Here is a 15,816-nt window from a genome sequence, read left to right as displayed (position 1 = left end):
TCACGTAGTGCCGGGAAACTCTCCGTTTCTTGTGAACTATCAACCTTTGGTCATATGGCCTGCGGTGCATCTGCGGCGGGTTGCTGCAGCAAGGTGCGCGGCAGCTTGAAGCCCTTGAACGGCTGCTGGGTAATCGGGTTGAAGGCTTTCTCTGAACTGAGCCGATAGCGCATCACGCCGTCACCGGTCTTGAAGCTCAGGTCCACCGCGGTTGCGCTACGGCCATTCAAGGCGCCACGGCTGAGCAGACGGAACATCGACCAGGGGCCCCGGTATTCCAGGCTGCTGCTGTTGCCATTGAGCCTGAGCAGGGTGAGGTTGCTGCGTACCTGCTGGCCAAGCGTGTTGGGCCAGATCACCCCGGTGATCTGGCTGGGCCCATGGGTGTAGGAGACCAGTTGACCATCGAGGTCCAGCAGGCTGGTGCGCTGGTTGGCGCTCAGACCCAGGGGCTCGATGCTGAACTGCACGCCGAGGTTGCCGCGCGGGTCGAAGAAGGTTTCGCGGATGCGGTCTGCCAGGGCGAGTTGCTCGATGACTTCGTTGCGGATCAGGTAGCCCTCCTGGTTATCGGCGTGCAGCGCGTCGAGGTTGTCCTTGATGAATGCGTTCAGGTACCGGTCCTGGAACTGCTGCAGACGCCCCTTGGGACCGAAGAACGCCTCGAAATCATCGAGGGCGGCATCAGCCCCCCCGACCACAAAGGGATATCGTCCTGCCAGCCGCTGCTGGAAGAAGCTATAGACGTCGGCATCCCAGCGCCGCTCGAGCTCACGCAGCGCCTCGACGACCAGCACTTGCGCCGTCTGGTCCGCGACGGCCCTCACCTGCTGGCCGACCGGCTCTGGCAGCCCTGTCGCAACCCGCTGCAAGGTGGCAATCGGGTCCGCGCCGCTCATCGAAAAACGATGCAGCACCGCCTGCAGAGCCGCCTTGCCCCTGTCGGGGCTGTCCTGGACCCCTCTCGCCTGGTCGTGGACGGCGGCAATCGCGCTCAAGGTTTCATCGTAATAGCTGGGCCTCTCCCCTTTGGCCTGCAGCATGTTGTTCAAGCCCGAGAAGGCCCGGCGAATACCGACCAGATGCTGGTCGACAGCCGGCCCCGCCAGATTCGGGGCCTCTGCGTTGTCCGCCAGCGTGGACATCGCCGTATTGGCGCGCACGCTCTCCAGCAGTCGACGCAAGGGCTCTGCCGGACCTGTCAACTGCCCCAGCACCGAGACCCCATGATCCAGGTCGCGGAAATGAGCAATCGCCAGTGCATTCAGGGCTCGCCGCCAGCTGTCGATATAGTCCGCGCTGTAGAGATTGCGGATCCCCTCGATCAGTACTTCGCGATCAGCCGGTGAATAATCCAGTTGGCGACGCTCGCCCAGCGCCCACTGATCGACCATTGCCAGGTCGGTGACCTGCGCGCTACGGGGCATGAAGTACTCGCTGAAGCCCTTGGCCGTCAGCATGGGCGCCAGGAACAGGTCAACGGGCACCTGGGCGTCGCCGGACCGGAGCTGGAACACCGAATCGAAGGCAGGCCCGACCTCGTGGCGCAGGTCCAGGCCATTGTGCAACTGCTCCTGGGCCTGCTGCTTCAGGCTGACATACACCCGCTGCGCCAGTGGCACCTCACGCAGGCCTTGCTGGGCCTGGTCAAGCCGCTGGCGGAACTGTGGCAGCTCGGTATCGGCATAGGCCAGGGCGTATTGCAGGTGACGCATGAGGGCTTGCTGCAGTTGTCCCTGGCCAGGGAAGGCCGCCTGCCATTGCCGGGCCATCCACTGCTCGACCCATTCCGGCCGCCGGTTGTGGCGGTCCTCGATCATCCGGTACACCCTGAGCGCGGCCATCTGCTGCTCGCTGCCCGCAGGCGCGGCATCCATGGCATCGATCACTCCGCTGGCGACGGCCGGCAGGAAGCGCCTGGACAACAGGCTCAGGTAGGCCCCATCGACCCGCGGCCCCAGCAGGCGCCCCTGGTAGAGCCCCAGGTCCGCCACCACCGGCCAGGCCGATCGATAGTCGCCGAACACGGCCACTGCCTCGCGAATTTGCTCCAGTGGCGCCAGCAAGTTGCGCCCGGTAGGGTCCAGCCGCTGATCCAGTTCATGGCTGCCAAATGCCCGACTCATGTCCAGGACGCTGGCCACCTTGTCGCTGTTGGCCTCGAAGTAACGCTGCCAGGCACTGCCCATGACGACCAGCGCCAATGCCCCGACCCCCGAGCCGACCCACAGCAGGCGTCGCTTGCCAAGCGCCACCCTGATGTTGTCGCCGGCCAGCCCGGCCTCCGGATACACCACCAGCTGGAACAGGCGTTGGGCAAAATACGCCTGTTGCCGGCCCTGGGGCTTGCCCTCGCTGACCGGCGCATCGGCCTTGAAGGGATGGGCGACATTGCGTTGGAAGGCGTTGAGCACCTGGCCCTGCTGAAGCATCGAGGACAGGTACAGGCCCCGCACCAGTGCCGGCGTGGTGAAGCGATCACTCACCAACATCTCGCGCAGGAACGCCAGCAGTATCGGACGCAGGCCAAGCAACTGGCCCTGCAATGACACCAGCCGTTCACGCAGGTCGGTCTTGCCCAGCACACCCAGGTCGTTGAGCACCTGCTCCTCGGTCCGCCTCACCAGCCAGTCGTATTGCTCGGTCAGCTCATCCAGCCAGGCATCGAAGGCGCTGACAGCATCCAGCCTGAAGGTGAACCCGAGCAACCGCTCACGCTCGGCTTGCGTCAGGCGCGCAAACAACTGCTCGAACCCATCCAGCAAATCGAACTTGCTCAGCACCACATACACAGGCAAACGCGCGCCCAATTGGTTGCTCACTTCATGCAGGCGAGCCCGCAACACCTGTGCCAAGGCCATGCGCTGCTGCGGCGTGGCCAACTGCAACGCGGCAAGATCGACGACCAGCACGACGCCATTGAGGGCGTTGCGACTGCGCGTGCGGGCCAGCCAACCCAGCAGGTGCATCCATAACCGCGCCTGGGTGCCAGCCGGCAGTGCCGGCCTGGCCTTGTCGAGCGTTTCGGGCAGGTTGCCATCCGGGGCCTGCCGAGTCATGAGCGCCCCCGGCGGGTCGATGACCACCGCATCGTCGCTGATCCACCAATCCACGGGATAGGCCAACGCCTCGTCCTGACGCCCGTGTGCCTGGACCTTGCCGATCCGCGTCAGGGAAAAGCGCTGGTCCGAGCGCTCCATCAGGCTGGTCTTGCCCGCGCCCTCGTCACCCAGCAGCAGATACCAGGGCAACCGATACAACGCACCATACCCGCCGGCATGCTCCAGGTAGCTTGCCAGCCCTGCATCGAGGGCGCGCTGCTGAGCCAGGAGCACAGGCAATATCGGGTCGGCGCTCGCCTCGATATCCCGCTGGCGTTCGGCCTGCAGCCGTTGAAAGCGCGCACGCAGCACGAACAGCCAGATCAGCAACGGCAACAACACCAGCAGCAGCGTGGCAACGCTGCGATGCGCCAGGCTGGCCAACGGCTGCTGCCCGTGCCACTGCCATTGCGGCCCTAGCCACCAGATCAGTACCAGCAGCAACACCGCACCCAGTCCCAGCAACAGTGGCATGGCCAGATTGATTCGGGACGCCAGCGGCAGGCCCCAACGTTTGAAAAGCGCCCAGAGTTTGCTCATGGCGGTTCAAGACTCCCTGTTCCGATCGTTCAATCCTGATGTCGCGGCGAACTGCTGCAACTGCTGGTAGACCTCGGGCTCCCACGCCTCGGCAGTCATGCCACGCATGGTGCGGGCGACATTCGCGCACAGCTCCTGGGCGAGCCAGGACACGCCCCGTAAGGCCAGCAGGTCGGCGGCGATCACCGTGCTGTGGCAACGCTCACGTGGTGACCGGTAGTCCGCTTGCAGCCCTTGCAGCTTCAACAGCACCGGTTCCACGCCCTCGACCTCGAGCTGGCTGGCCAGCTCCTCGCGCAGGCCGATGAACGCCTGAGTGGCGCCATCCCCTGCCAGCGTTGCCTGACTGCCCCTGAGCCAGGCCAGGCACTGGTCATCGACAAACGCGGTGCCATCGCTGAAGCACAATTGCTCAAGCACCGGCAGGCGCCGTACGAACCTGGCGGTGGCACATCGAATGGCCTCGGCCACTTCATTCATTGCCAAGCGCGTGGCGATGCCCGCCGCCAGATAGCTGCCGCGAATCCAGTAAGGAGCGGCCGCGACACTTCGCTCGACTTTCATCAACAGGGTCGGGTCGAGCGCCGAAGCAGTCAGCGCGTCCTCGTACCCGCCGACAATGTCGGCAGGCACCGCCATCAACTCGGTGCGAAGCCCCTGACGCGTGGAGGGCAGCGTCTGGATATGCGCCCACAGGCCGAAGCGCCTCAGCTGGTAGCCCGTCGGATCGTAGATATCCTGCTGGTTGATGAACTCGGCCATACCCAGTACCGCACGGCGAGTCTCACGTTCATTACCCAGGGAAATACTGGTGCTGGCAGGTCGAAACACATCAGTCAGCGGTGCGACAGGCGTCTGCGGTGGTGAAGATTCCTTGCGAGTGGTTTGCGCCGTCCCCATCGCCTGCTCGGCCTGCTTGAGCAGTGCACGCTCCAGTTCGCTCAGCGCGGCAGGATCGAGCTGCGCCAGGGGCGCCTGCTGTTGCAGGCAGGCCAATGCCTGCTGGGCAGCCTGCTTGCAGGCCGGAGTGTAACTGAAGCGATCCAGCCCGGGCAGCGCCGCCGACAGGCGCCCGAGCAGCAGCCCGACCAGCTTGCGCTTGCCCAGGAAGCCCTTGGGGCCTGGCTTGGGATGGGCGCTTTCCCAATAGTGCTCGACCATGCCTGCCAGCAGCGCCAGCGTGCAACACCAGCGCTCCCAGCATCCCGTGCGCAGCCAGGCGACACTGAGGTGCCCGACGATGCGCAAGTGCTTGCACTGGCCGCTCAGGTACTGGCGAGAGGCTTCCTCGATGTAGGGCCAATCGATGGCGGCTTCATGCAGCCCTCCCAGCTTGACCATCTCCTGATCGATCGCCTGGTAGGTTTCGTCCTCGATATCGAAATAACCCGCTGGCGCAAGCGGGTCGACGGGCGCCAGCAACCTGGCGACCTCCTCGGTCGACACCGGTGCTACCAGCGACATGCTGTGCGCGCCTGGTCGATCAACGGGTCTAATCCCTGCGCGTCGAAACGCAAGCCATCGAGGGCCGGATGATCACTGACCACAAGGATGCGCTGGGCCCCCTGCAGTACCTTGATCTGCTCGATGGCGGGCAAACCGCGACCGGCATCCAGCACCTGGCCGTTTTCCAGCACCTGCCAGGCAAGCGAGCGGGTCGACCGGTGCTCCGTGCGCAGTTGCAGGGTCACCCGGTTTCCCTGGACGGGTTCGGCGGTGAGCAACTGCAGCCTGGAGATGTTCTGTACACAGCTGACGGCAAGATAGGGGCGCGGCTCGGAGGTCGCGATAGCTGGTGCGGAGATCACCACCTGCCGCCGCCCTGTCCGCTTGTCGTCCTCGGACCCCAGGATGAATGCCAGATTGTCGGGCGCTCGTCGGACCTCGTTGGCCATCACTCGGGCCACGCTCGGGGCATCGAGCTCCGGGGCCGACCATCCCCTGCCGATCGCCGGCACACGCGCCGGCGTTCCCGCCGCCTCGTCGAAACACGCCAGGCGCTCGACATTGGAAACAATCCCCGTGCAGTCCCGCACAGGGGCTGCAAAGGTCGGTTCCAGCAATGCGAACAATGCCAGACCAAGCACGCAACTATATGGATTGCACACCAGAATTAGACCTCACGGCTCGATGTAACTTCTTATTGGAAACATGCGAAGCAATAGAAAAAGGCCAATTAGCCATCGCTAAAAAAACAGACTTGACGCAAGCCTAAAACAACCTCACCACCACAAACAATCAAATATTTTCTTACATTTTTAGACTCGACTTTGACTACTTCATTTCAGCATCGTCTAAATGCAATTTACAGCACCGAAGCATTAACGCGTATATAAAAAAATAAATATGTAGGACCCCTCCTACAAAATTCTAAAAAACTTCCCACAAGCACAACATCCCACAAACCTCAGCATCAGGAATAAACTTATATAATGTCCAGAAACTCAAGTTCCGTTACGCCCAAAGAGCGCATCAACATCAAATATGTTCCCGCCACGGGGGATCAACAGGCCGAGGTTGAACTGCCCCACAAGATGCTGGTGCTGGGTGACTTCGGCCTGGTCGACAACCGCAACCTGGAGGACCGCACGCCCATGCGCATCGACAAGCACAGCTTCGACAGCGTGCTCAAGGACGCCGACGTCAAGCTGAGCCTCTCGGTCCCTTCGGCACTCAACCCTGTCGCCGACGCCGAGCTGGCGGTCGAACTGCAGTTCAGGACGATCAACGACTTCGGCCCCGACCAGATCGCCCGCCAGGTGCCGGAGCTGAACAAGCTGCTGGCGCTGCGCGAGGCCCTGGTCGCCCTGAAAGGCCCGCTGGGCAATGTCCCGGCATTTCGCCGGCACCTGCAGCACCTGCTGACGGACCAGCAGGCACGCAAGCAACTCGCGCAGGAGCTGGACCTGGTACTCGAAGCCCCGCCAGCGGAATGAAAACGCACTTCTGACAGATGGCATATGACATAGACAACGGAGCGTCTCGAATGTCCACCACCAACAACACCACAGTCACTGCCGATACCACGGCTGAAACCATCGGCAATTCGACACTGCTCGACCAGATCATGGTCGAAACCATGCTGGTACCCAGCCAGGAGGGATACCAGATTGCCAGGCAAGGCGTGGCTGCATTCATATCGGAAATGCTCAAGGACGATACCCCGGACCAGTTGGTCAACAAGCACCGGGTCGACCAGATGATTGCCGAAGTCGACCGACTTCTGGGCAAACAAATGGATGCCATTCTTCATCAATCCGAATTCCAGGCGCTGGAGTCCGCGTGGCGCGGACTTAAACTTCTGGTCGACCGTACCGACTTTCGCGAGAACATCAAGCTGGAAGTCCTGCATGTCAGCAAGAGCGACTTGCTCGATGACTTCGACAATGCCGCGGACATCACTTGCAGCGGGCTTTACAAACATGTCTACACCGCCGGTTACGGCCAGTTTGGCGGTGAGCCCGTGGCGGCCATGATCGGCAACTACAACTTCGGCCCTTCTTCGCCTGATATCAAGCTGCTGAGCTATGTCGCCTCCGTGGGCGCGATGTCCCATGCCCCCTTCATCACCGCTCCCGCTCCCGAGTTTTTCAACCTCAGCAGCTTCGAGGACCTGCCCGACCTCAAGGAGGTCAAGGACATCTTCGAAGGACCACGCTTCGCCAAGTGGCGGTCGTTGCGCGACAGTGAAGATGCCCGCCATATCGGCCTGGTGCTGCCGCGCTTCATGCTGCGCTCGGTCTATGACCGCCAGGAACACCCCATCAGCAGCTTCAGCTACGACGAAAACATCGACGCTCGACACCAGAACTACCTGTGGGGCAACGCCGCCTTCCTGATGGCCAGCTGCATCAACGACAGCTTTGCCCGTTATCGCTGGTGCCCGAACATCATCGGCCCACAATCCGGTGGCGCCGTGGACGACCTGCCGGTGCACCTGTACGAGGCCCTCGGGCAGTTGCAGGCAAAGATCCCGACCGAGGTGCTGGTCTCCGATCGCAAGGAGTTCGAGCTGGCCGAAGAGGGTTTCATCGCCCTGACCATGCGCAAGGACAGCGACAACGCCGCGTTCTTCTCGGCCAACTCGGTGCAGAAACCCAAGCAGTTCCCCAAGACTTCCGAAGGCTTGCAGGCACAGACCAACTACAAGCTCGGCACCCAGCTGCCCTATCTGTTCATCGTCAACCGGCTCGCCCACTACATCAAGGTGCTGCAACGCGAGCAGATCGGCAGCTGGAAGGAGCGCAACGACCTCGAGGGCGAGCTCAACCGCTGGCTCAAGCAGTACATCGCCGACCAGGAAAACCCCTCGGCCGACATCCGCAGTCGCCGCCCCCTGCGTGCCGCGCAGATCGAAGTCACCGACGTCGCGGGCGATCCGGGCTGGTACCAGGTCTCGCTCGCGGTGCGCCCGCACTTCAAGTACATGGGGGCGAACTTCGAGATCTCCCTGGTCGGCCGGCTCGACACCCAATGAGCAGCCTCTTCGACCGCCTGGCCAGCGACGCTCCCGCTGGCCGCCGAGAAAGCACCGGGCGCACCGTCGAGCGGATCAAACGCCACCTCGAGACGCTGCTCAACGCCCGTCGGGGCTGCTCGCAGAGCTGCCCCGACCTCGGCTTGCGCGACTTCAACGGCCATGACCAGGGCAACGGCGACCTGCTGCGCCAGGTGAGCTCGGACATCCAGCGCACGATCCGGCGCTACGAGCCGAGGATCCAAGTGCTGAACCTGCAGGGGCAGCCGGACGCGGACAACCCGCTGGAACTGCACTTTCGCCTGGATTGCCAGGTGCGGGTGGAAAACCACGCCGATCAGCTGCAGATCGAACTGCTGGTCAACGGCCACAACCGCAACACCCAGGTGAGGTAGGCCATGTCGTTGAAGGACCGCTTCGGCGAAGAATTGCGCTACCTGCGCGAACTGGGGGCGGACTTTGCGCGGGACAACCCCCAGCTCAGCCGCTATCTGGGCAAGGACAGTGGCGATCCCGGCGTCGAGCGCCTGCTGGAAGGCCTCGCTTTCCTGACCGCCAAGCTGCGCCTGAAACTCGAGGACGAAGTGCCGGAACTGACCCATGGTATGCTGCAGCTGCTGTGGCCGAATTACCTGCGTCCCCTGCCCAGCGCGACGATCATTCAGTTCTCGCCCCTGGACGCTTCGCTCAGCCAGGCCCAGATCGTTCCCAGAGGCTCTCGCCTGTTTTCCCGGCCGGTCGAAGGCGTGGATTGCGAGTTCCGCACCTGCACCGAGGTGAAGCTCTATCCCTTCACGCTCGGTGAGGTGAGCGCGACCCTGACGCCCGACAGCTCGGTCATTCACCTCCAGCTCGAGACCCAGGTGCAACGCCCGCTGAACACACTGGGCTGCGACAGCCTGGAGTTCCACCTCGGTGGCGAGCGCAGCAACGCCCAGACCCTTTACCTGTGGCTGGCGCAATACCTCGAGCACATCAACGTGACCATCGACGGCCAGGTGCGTCGCCTGCCGGCCAACAACCTGAGCTTCTCCGGCTTCGGCCCCGACGAGGCGTTGCTCCCCTACCCTCGCAATGTGTTCGATGGCTACCGGATCCTCCAGGAGTACCTGGTCTTCCCGCAACGCTTTCACTTCTTCAGCCTGACCGGCCTGGACAGGGTCTGGCCGGCGCACGCCAGCTCCACGATCCGCATCGAGTTCCACCTCGCGCGCCCACTGCCGGGCTCGACGCGGATCGGCCCCGATGACTTCAGGCTGTTCTGCGCCCCTGCCGTCAATCTGTTCGAGCACGGCGCCGAGCCCATCGACCTGTCCGGAACGGCTGACCAGCATCGCCTGGTACCCCATGGCCTGCGCCGCGACAGCCACGAGATCTTCAGCGTCGACCGGGTGATCAGCACCCGGACCAGCGCCGATGGCAGCCCTGGCGAGCAACTGCGGGTATTCCAGCCTTTCGAGTCGTTCGCCCACGAGATCGAGCATGTGCAGGGACGCACCGCGCTGTACTACCGCTGCCGGGTCGAGCAATCGCTGCTCGGTGACGGGCTGGATCACCAGATCGCCTTCGTGCGGGGCGACGAAAGCCAGTTCATCGGTCACATGGAAACCGCCTCGATCGAGCTGACCTGCACCAATCGGGACCTGCCGATGGCGCTGGGCCTGGGCGATATCGATGTCATCAACCAGGCCACCGCGCCGTTGATCCGCTACCGCAACATCTGCCTGCCGACCCGCCCGTACCGTCCGGTGCTGGATGGCCAGTTGCAGTGGACTCTCATCTCCAACCTCTCGCTCAACTACCTGTCGCTGCTCTCGGCCGCCCCGCTCAAGGCGGTGATCGGCGCCTACGATTTCGCCGCCCTGCACGACATCCAGCAGGCCAGGGCCACGCGCAAACGCCTGGACGGCATCGGCGAGGCGCACACCGAACCACTGGACTGGTTGATCAAGGGCCTGCCCATTCGCGGCCTGCGTACCCGCCTGCGGCTCGACCAGCAGGCCTTCCTCTGCGAAGGCGACCTGTACCTGTTCGGCTGCGTGCTGTCCCACTTCTTCGCCCTCTACGCGAGCACCAACTCCTTCCACCAGCTGGAAGTGATCAATACCACCAACAACGAGCACTACACATGGCCACTGCTGACCGGCAGACAACCGCTGATCTAGCCGAAACGCTGCTCGCCGAGGCCCACCGGCACAGCTTCTTCCAACTGCTGGAGCGGCTGCATGGCTTGCACGGTGACAACCTCGAGCCGCGCTGGCCAAACACCGCCACACGCCAGCGCGTGCACCTTGCCAGCGACCCGCGGCTGAGTTTTCCGGTGGCCGACGTGCTGGCCGCCGAGCGGATCGCCGAAGCGCCGTCGCGCTATCGCGTGCGCACCACTTTCCTGGGGCTGCACGGCACCGACTCGCCCCTGCCCAGCTACTACCTCGACGAACTGGCCTACGAATACGCCCAGGGCATTGGCGCGCGCCCCGCGCTGTTCGATTTCTTCAACCACTGCCTGCTCAGCCTGCTGCACCGCATCTGGCGCAAATACCGCTACTACGTGCGCTTCCAGACCGGGGCAAGCGATGACTTCTCGCGCTACGCCTTCGCCCTGATCGGTCTCGGCGACGAGCGCCTGCGTGGCGACACGCCGCTGCCCTGGAGCCGCCTGCTGAGTTTCGTCGGCGTCATTGCCAGCCGCAGCCGGGCACCCGGTGTGGTCGCCGGGATCATTGCCCACTGCTTCGATCTGCCGTCAGTGCAGATCCGCGAGTTCGATACCCGCACGGTGACCATTTCACACCGCCAGGTGGTGCGCCTGGGCCGCTGCAACGGGCAACTGGGCAAGAGCTTCATGCTCGGCGACCGCACGCGAACCCGCAGCAGCAAGTTCACCTTGCTGATCGGCGACCTCGACCTGGCACGCCTGCGCAGCCTGCTGCCCGGCGGCGTCGAATTCGAGCGACTGCGTGCACTGATCGACTTCCTGCTCCGCGACGGCCTGGCCTATGACCTCGAGCTGCGCCTGAAGCCCCGTGAACTGCCACCGTTCCGCCTGCACCACGAGCAGGGCGCGCACCTGGGCTGGACCAGCTTCATCGAAGACCGCAAGGGTGAAGTCAGCCCGGTCGTGCGGATACGGGGGCGCGCATGACCAGACTCGCCCTCAGCATCGACAATCTTGATTGCCTGCACCACGGCGTCGTCGCGGGCCATCTGTTCGATCGCGATGGCGGCATCATCGGCAGCCACAAGGCCGACTGGCTGCTGCTGGATCGCGAGCGGCGGATTCACCCCGCTCATTGTGCGATCCGCTGGCTGGAAGGCGGCTTCTGCGTGATCGACCTCTGTGGCCAGACCCTGCTCAACGACAGCCCGCTGCCTCCCGGCCCCGGCGTGCCAGTGCGCGTGGGCGAAGGCGACTGCCTGCAGGTCGGCCCCTATCAGCTGCACGCCCGCTATCAAGCCGGGCCAAGCGATCAAAGCTTTATCCGCGGCAACCTGGATGAACTGCTCAAGCCTGGCCGGCAGGCGCTCGAAGCGCTGCTGGACAGCTCGTTGGCCAACCCCTGGCATCCCGTGCCCCGTACAGCGAGTCTCCCGGTCGATATCTGCACGCTGTTCGATCGACTGCAGGCCCCGAATCCCCTGGCCGCACTGACTGCACCGCAGCAACCGGCCCAGCCTGGGGCAAGCGCCCTGCAGCGACTCATCGCCGGAGGGAAGCCATGACGCCTCATCCACTGAGGGTGGCCACGCTTCTGCTTGCCCTCGGGTCGGCCACAGGCTGCACGGCCCTCGGCAAGATCGGCCAGGTGGTGATGGACCCTTCCATCCCGGTGGGCGCGCTGTCGGACCAGCCCACCGAGGTCGCCTTCAGCCTGCACGCCAGCCCAACCATCAACACCAACCCCCACAGCCTCGATGCGAAGGTACCCGGTGAAGCGCTGGAGCCCACGCCTTATGCGGTCAGCCTCCGTGCAGGCGATCCGCTTGCGTTGACTGAGCAGGTCGCCGGTCTGCTGGAGCATCTTCAAGCGCTGTTTCCAGCCATGTCCCCCGTAGAGCCGAATGACGAACAGGCACCGGCCCATTCACCCACGGAGCATGAAGGCCCAGGCAGCTATGACGCCAAGGACGTCCGGTTCGACGTGGCCGCCCCCAGCCAGAAAGCGACGCCTGCGATCGCCACGCCCGTCGCGATCAAGATCCTGCAACTGCGTGACGACTCGCTGCTGCGCAACAGCCTGTATGCGCAACTCGACCAGGACCTCGCCAAGGCCCTGCGCAGCACCTACATCCGCGACGACGACTACCTGCTGGCACCGGGGCAGTTCAAGTTCGTGCGCTTCGAGCCCATCGCCGCCGACACGCGCTTCATCGCCGTGATCGCCAAGTTCAACGACATCACCAACGCCGACTGGCGGCAAGTGATACGCATCGCGCCACGCGGCCGCCAGGTCGTGCTCGCCGTGACCCTCGATGGCACGCAGATCCTGCTGCAGGAGGAAAGCTGATGCCCCGCCTGCAGGTCTCCACCCTCCCCCATTATTTGGAGCGCCCATGAGCTCACGCAATCCAGTTCTCTGGCCCGAAGGCATGTTCGTCAAGCCACAGCATTTCCAGCAACAGGCCAGGGCCAGCGACGCCGCGGTCCAGCAGCGCATCAGCAGCCTGAATGCGGCGTTCTACGGTTTCAGCGAACTGCAGCTGAACCAGGAGTACCTGAGCCTTGGCAAGGTGGCCATCACCCGGGCCCGCGGCATCATGCCGGACGGCACGGTATTCGACATTCCCGGCGACCTGCCGCCGCCGCCCGCCCTGGAAATCACCGACGACGGCACGCAACGCAACGAGGTGTCCCTGTGCCTGCCTTTGCGCACCGAAGGGGGACGCGAAGTCAGCTGGCCCGAGAGCGGCGGCAACTACCGCTACGGCGCCCAGCCCCTGGAGATCAAGGACACCCACAGCGCCGACGGCGACCTGGTGCAGGTGGACCTGGCGGTCCCCAATCTTCAACTCATGCGCGAGACCGAGGACAATAGCGCTTACTCCCGGCTGCCCCTTGCCTGGATCCTCGAGCGCCGGCCCGACGGCAGCCTGCTGCTGGACGACGATTTCTACCCCACCTGTGTCTCTATTCAGGCGGCCCCGGCACTCAAGCGCTTTCTCGACGAAGTCAGCAACACCTTGCGCGAGCGCGCGCGCAACCTCGCGGCGCGTATCGGCTCGCCCGGCCAGTCGGGGGTGGCCGATATCCGCGACTTCAATCTGCTGCAAGCCATGAACCGTTGGTGGCCGTGCTTCCAGCACCTGGCCCGTCAGCCCCATACCCACCCTGAGCAGCTGTACCTGAGCCTGAGCCAGGCGTGCGGCGAGCTGCTGACCTTCACCGACGACGAGCGCCTGCCGCCGGAGCCGCCAGCCTACCGGCACAACGCCCTGCGCCAGTCGTTCAAGCCGCTGGAGGATGCACTGCGCCGCACCCTGAGCATCGTCCGGCAACCGCGGGCCGTTTCCCTGCCATTGGTGGAGCAGCCATTCGGCGTGCTGACCGTGACCCTGGACGATCGCCGCCTGATCGACGAGGCAACGTTCATCCTCGCGGTGCATGCCGACCTGCCCGCCGAGACGTTCCAGCAGTCGTTCCTGCAGAAAACCAAGATCACCTCCCTCGAGGCACTGGCTGACCTGGTGCCACTGCAACTGCCCGGCATTGCGCTGCGACCGATGCCCGTGGCGCCGCGGGAGCTGCCGTTCCATGCCGGCTTCAGCTACTTCGAGCTCGACCGGCGCAGCCCGAACTGGGCCGCGATGAAGGACAGCAACGGCTTTGGCCTGCATGTCGCGGGGGAGTTCCCGGGGCTCCAGTTGCAGTTCTGGGCGATACGGAGCGAATGAAATGACCCAAGCTGCGAACAACCGGCAACTTGTATCAGGCGACAACATGCGAACCAAGCTCTCCGATAGGGGCCAGGTACAGCAATCCATACCGGCCCCCGCCAGCGAGATGGACCACCCGGACTACGTACCCGATCCGGACTTCCAGCTCCGTGGAGCCTTCAGCAACCAGATGATCGATGCGGCGATGCCCCTGTTCGGCCTGGTGATGCGTCTGCGCAAGCAGGAAAGCCACCGGGATATCCCGTTTCTCTACAACGCCGTCTACAACCAGGTCAACGCCATCGTCGAAGAGATGCGCCGGTACGACTACGAGCCGGCCCAGCTGCAGGCCCACTCCTACGCGCTGTGCCTGTATATCGACGAGGCCGTGATGTCCACGCCATGGGGCAAGAGCTCGCTGTGGAGCCAGAAACCCCTGCTCAGCGTCTTCCACCACGAGACCTGGGGCGGCGAGAAAATCTTCACCGTGCTGTCGCGCATGATGCAGGAGCCCAAGCGCTACCAGGACGTCCTGGAGTTCATCTACCTGTGCCTGGGCCTGGGCCTGCGCGGCAAGTACGGCATCGACCCCAAGGGCGACGAGGCGCTGCAGGCCCTCATTCTCAAACTGCGCGAAATCATCCTCGAACTGCGTGGCCCGCCCCCGGACCTCTTCGGCGACCCGCTGGCCAACGTCGCCCCGCGAGACGTGCGCCTGCGCCGCGAATGGCCCTGGTGGAGCCCACTGGTGGTTTCGGCGATCGCCCTGGCCGGGCTGTACGGCTACTACCGCTACCGCCTGGACCTGCTCACCCGCGAGGTGATCGAGGCGCTGAACACCCTTCCGCAGCCGTGAACGGCGCGCCCGAAGCAATGGATTTTCGGGGCCTGCGCCCCGTTGAAAAGCCCATCGAGTCCGATGGCCACGCCACTTCCCGTGTGCGTGCTTACCCACATGGATGCAGGAGATATCTGCCATGCCAACACCCGCTTACATCAAGATCGAAGGCAAGACCCAGGGCCTGCTCACCGCAGGCGCCTTCACCTCCGACTCCGTCGGCAACGTGTTTGTCGAAGGCCATGAAGACGAGATCCTGGTGCAGGAAATCAAGCACAAGGTGACCGTGCCCACCGACCCGCAAAGCGGCCAGCCGACCGGGCAGCGGGTACACAAGCCGTTCATCTTCACCAGTGCGCTGAACAAGGCGACCCCGCTGATGTACAACGCCCTGGCGTCCGGTGAAATGCTGCCCAAGGTCACGGTCAACTGGTACCGCACCTCGGTAGAGGGCAAGCAGGAGCACTTCTTCACCACCGAGCTCACCGACGCCACCATCGTCGACATCAACACCGTCATGCCCCATGCCCAGGACAAGGAGAACGCCGACTTCACGCAGTTGATCGAGGTGTCCCTGGCCTACCGCAAGATCACCTGGGATCACACCGTCGCGGGCACCGCGGGCTCCGACGACTGGCGCGCGCCCGTCGTCTGACCCGACCGCAGGGTTCCGGGCAGGCACGCCTGCCCGGGCTTCAGCCACCGTCAGAAGGCGGACAGGGACTTTCCATGCCTAATCAATCCGACCTGATCTACCGCTTCGAGCCCCTGGCCAGCCAGGACCCGTTCGAAGTGGTCTCCTTCACCCTCGACGAAGCCCTCAGTACCCCGTTCAGGCTGGTGCTCGAACTAGTCAGCTACGAAGACAACGTCGACTTCGCCCACCTGCTCGACAAGCCCGCGCTGTTCACCATCCTGCGCGGCCAGCGCCCGATGCGCTACGTACACGGCCTGATCAGCGCCTTCAGCCAGGGCGACACCGGCAA

General features: G+C 64.0%; 14 protein-coding genes. 11 read left to right on the top strand and 3 right to left on the bottom strand.

Annotated features, from left to right (window positions below; translation table 11 throughout):
- Positions 1–50 precede the first annotated feature (50 nt).
- Genes tssM through vasI form a run of 3 tightly spaced genes read right to left on the bottom strand, consistent with a single transcriptional unit; the run spans position 51 to position 5,713 of the window.
- Complete coding sequence (tssM, locus tag V0R62_RS21395; protein ID WP_330105127.1) at positions 51–3,641, bottom strand: type VI secretion system membrane subunit TssM; 3,591 nt, start codon at positions 3,639–3,641, stop codon at positions 51–53.
- Positions 3,642–3,647: 6 nt separating this feature from the next.
- Entirely contained in the window at positions 3,648–5,105 is a 1,458-nt protein-coding gene (tssA, locus tag V0R62_RS21390; RefSeq protein WP_330105126.1) for a type VI secretion system protein TssA, read from the bottom strand.
- Positions 5,093–5,713 carry a type VI secretion system-associated protein VasI gene (gene vasI / locus V0R62_RS21385; protein WP_330105125.1) on the bottom strand — a complete coding sequence of 207 codons (621 nt, stop codon included), beginning with the start codon at positions 5,711–5,713 and terminating at the stop codon, positions 5,093–5,095. The genes tssA and vasI overlap by 13 nt, the downstream gene beginning before the upstream one ends.
- 360 nt (positions 5,714–6,073) lie before the next feature.
- Here vasI and tssB point away from each other — a divergent pair, with 360 nt between their 5' ends.
- From tssB to V0R62_RS21330, 11 genes are all read left to right on the top strand, one after another.
- Positions 6,074–6,577: a type VI secretion system contractile sheath small subunit gene (gene tssB / locus V0R62_RS21380; protein ID WP_330105124.1), complete on the top strand. Its 504-nt coding sequence runs from the start codon at positions 6,074–6,076 to the stop codon at positions 6,575–6,577.
- A 50-nt stretch (positions 6,578–6,627) separates the two neighbouring features.
- Entirely contained in the window at positions 6,628–8,118 is a 1,491-nt protein-coding gene (gene tssC / locus V0R62_RS21375; protein WP_330105123.1) for a type VI secretion system contractile sheath large subunit, read from the top strand.
- On the top strand, positions 8,115–8,513 hold the full coding sequence (gene tssE, locus V0R62_RS21370; protein ID WP_330105122.1) for a type VI secretion system baseplate subunit TssE: 399 nt from the start codon (positions 8,115–8,117) through the stop codon (positions 8,511–8,513). Before tssC ends, tssE begins: the two co-directional genes overlap by 4 nt.
- Before the next feature lie 3 nt (positions 8,514–8,516).
- Positions 8,517–10,283 (top strand): type VI secretion system baseplate subunit TssF, encoded by a 1,767-nt coding sequence (gene tssF / locus V0R62_RS21365; protein ID WP_330105121.1) that lies wholly within the window; start codon positions 8,517–8,519, stop codon positions 10,281–10,283.
- A complete protein-coding gene (gene tssG, locus V0R62_RS21360; protein ID WP_330105120.1) occupies positions 10,247–11,263 on the top strand; it encodes a type VI secretion system baseplate subunit TssG in 1,017 nt (338 codons plus the stop codon). The genes tssF and tssG overlap by 37 nt, the downstream gene beginning before the upstream one ends.
- Positions 11,260–11,841 (top strand): FHA domain-containing protein, encoded by a 582-nt coding sequence (locus V0R62_RS21355; protein WP_330105119.1) that lies wholly within the window; start codon positions 11,260–11,262, stop codon positions 11,839–11,841. Before tssG ends, V0R62_RS21355 begins: the two co-directional genes overlap by 4 nt.
- The gene (gene tssJ / locus V0R62_RS21350) at positions 11,838–12,626 is read left to right on the top strand and encodes a type VI secretion system lipoprotein TssJ (protein WP_330105118.1); all 789 of its coding nucleotides are present in this window, start codon (positions 11,838–11,840) and stop codon (positions 12,624–12,626) included. Before V0R62_RS21355 ends, tssJ begins: the two co-directional genes overlap by 4 nt.
- 46 nt (positions 12,627–12,672) lie before the next feature.
- A complete protein-coding gene (tssK, locus tag V0R62_RS21345) occupies positions 12,673–14,010 on the top strand; it encodes a type VI secretion system baseplate subunit TssK (protein ID WP_330105117.1) in 1,338 nt (445 codons plus the stop codon).
- Positions 14,011–14,056: 46 nt separating this feature from the next.
- Entirely contained in the window at positions 14,057–14,848 is a 792-nt protein-coding gene (gene icmH, locus V0R62_RS21340; RefSeq protein WP_330105116.1) for a type IVB secretion system protein IcmH/DotU, read from the top strand.
- A 121-nt stretch (positions 14,849–14,969) separates the two neighbouring features.
- Positions 14,970–15,485 (top strand): Hcp family type VI secretion system effector, encoded by a 516-nt coding sequence (locus V0R62_RS21335; protein WP_062574481.1) that lies wholly within the window; start codon positions 14,970–14,972, stop codon positions 15,483–15,485.
- A 74-nt stretch (positions 15,486–15,559) separates the two neighbouring features.
- A partial coding sequence (locus tag V0R62_RS21330; protein WP_330105115.1) for a contractile injection system protein, VgrG/Pvc8 family occupies positions 15,560–15,816 on the top strand: 257 nt, incomplete at its 3' end.

This window comes from Pseudomonas carassii (assembly GCF_036324045.1).
GTDB classification, from domain to species: domain Bacteria; phylum Pseudomonadota; class Gammaproteobacteria; order Pseudomonadales; family Pseudomonadaceae; genus Aquipseudomonas; species Aquipseudomonas peradeniyensis.
The sequence above is the reverse complement of the archived record's forward strand: the minus strand, read 5'-3'. Positions and strand labels throughout refer to the sequence as shown.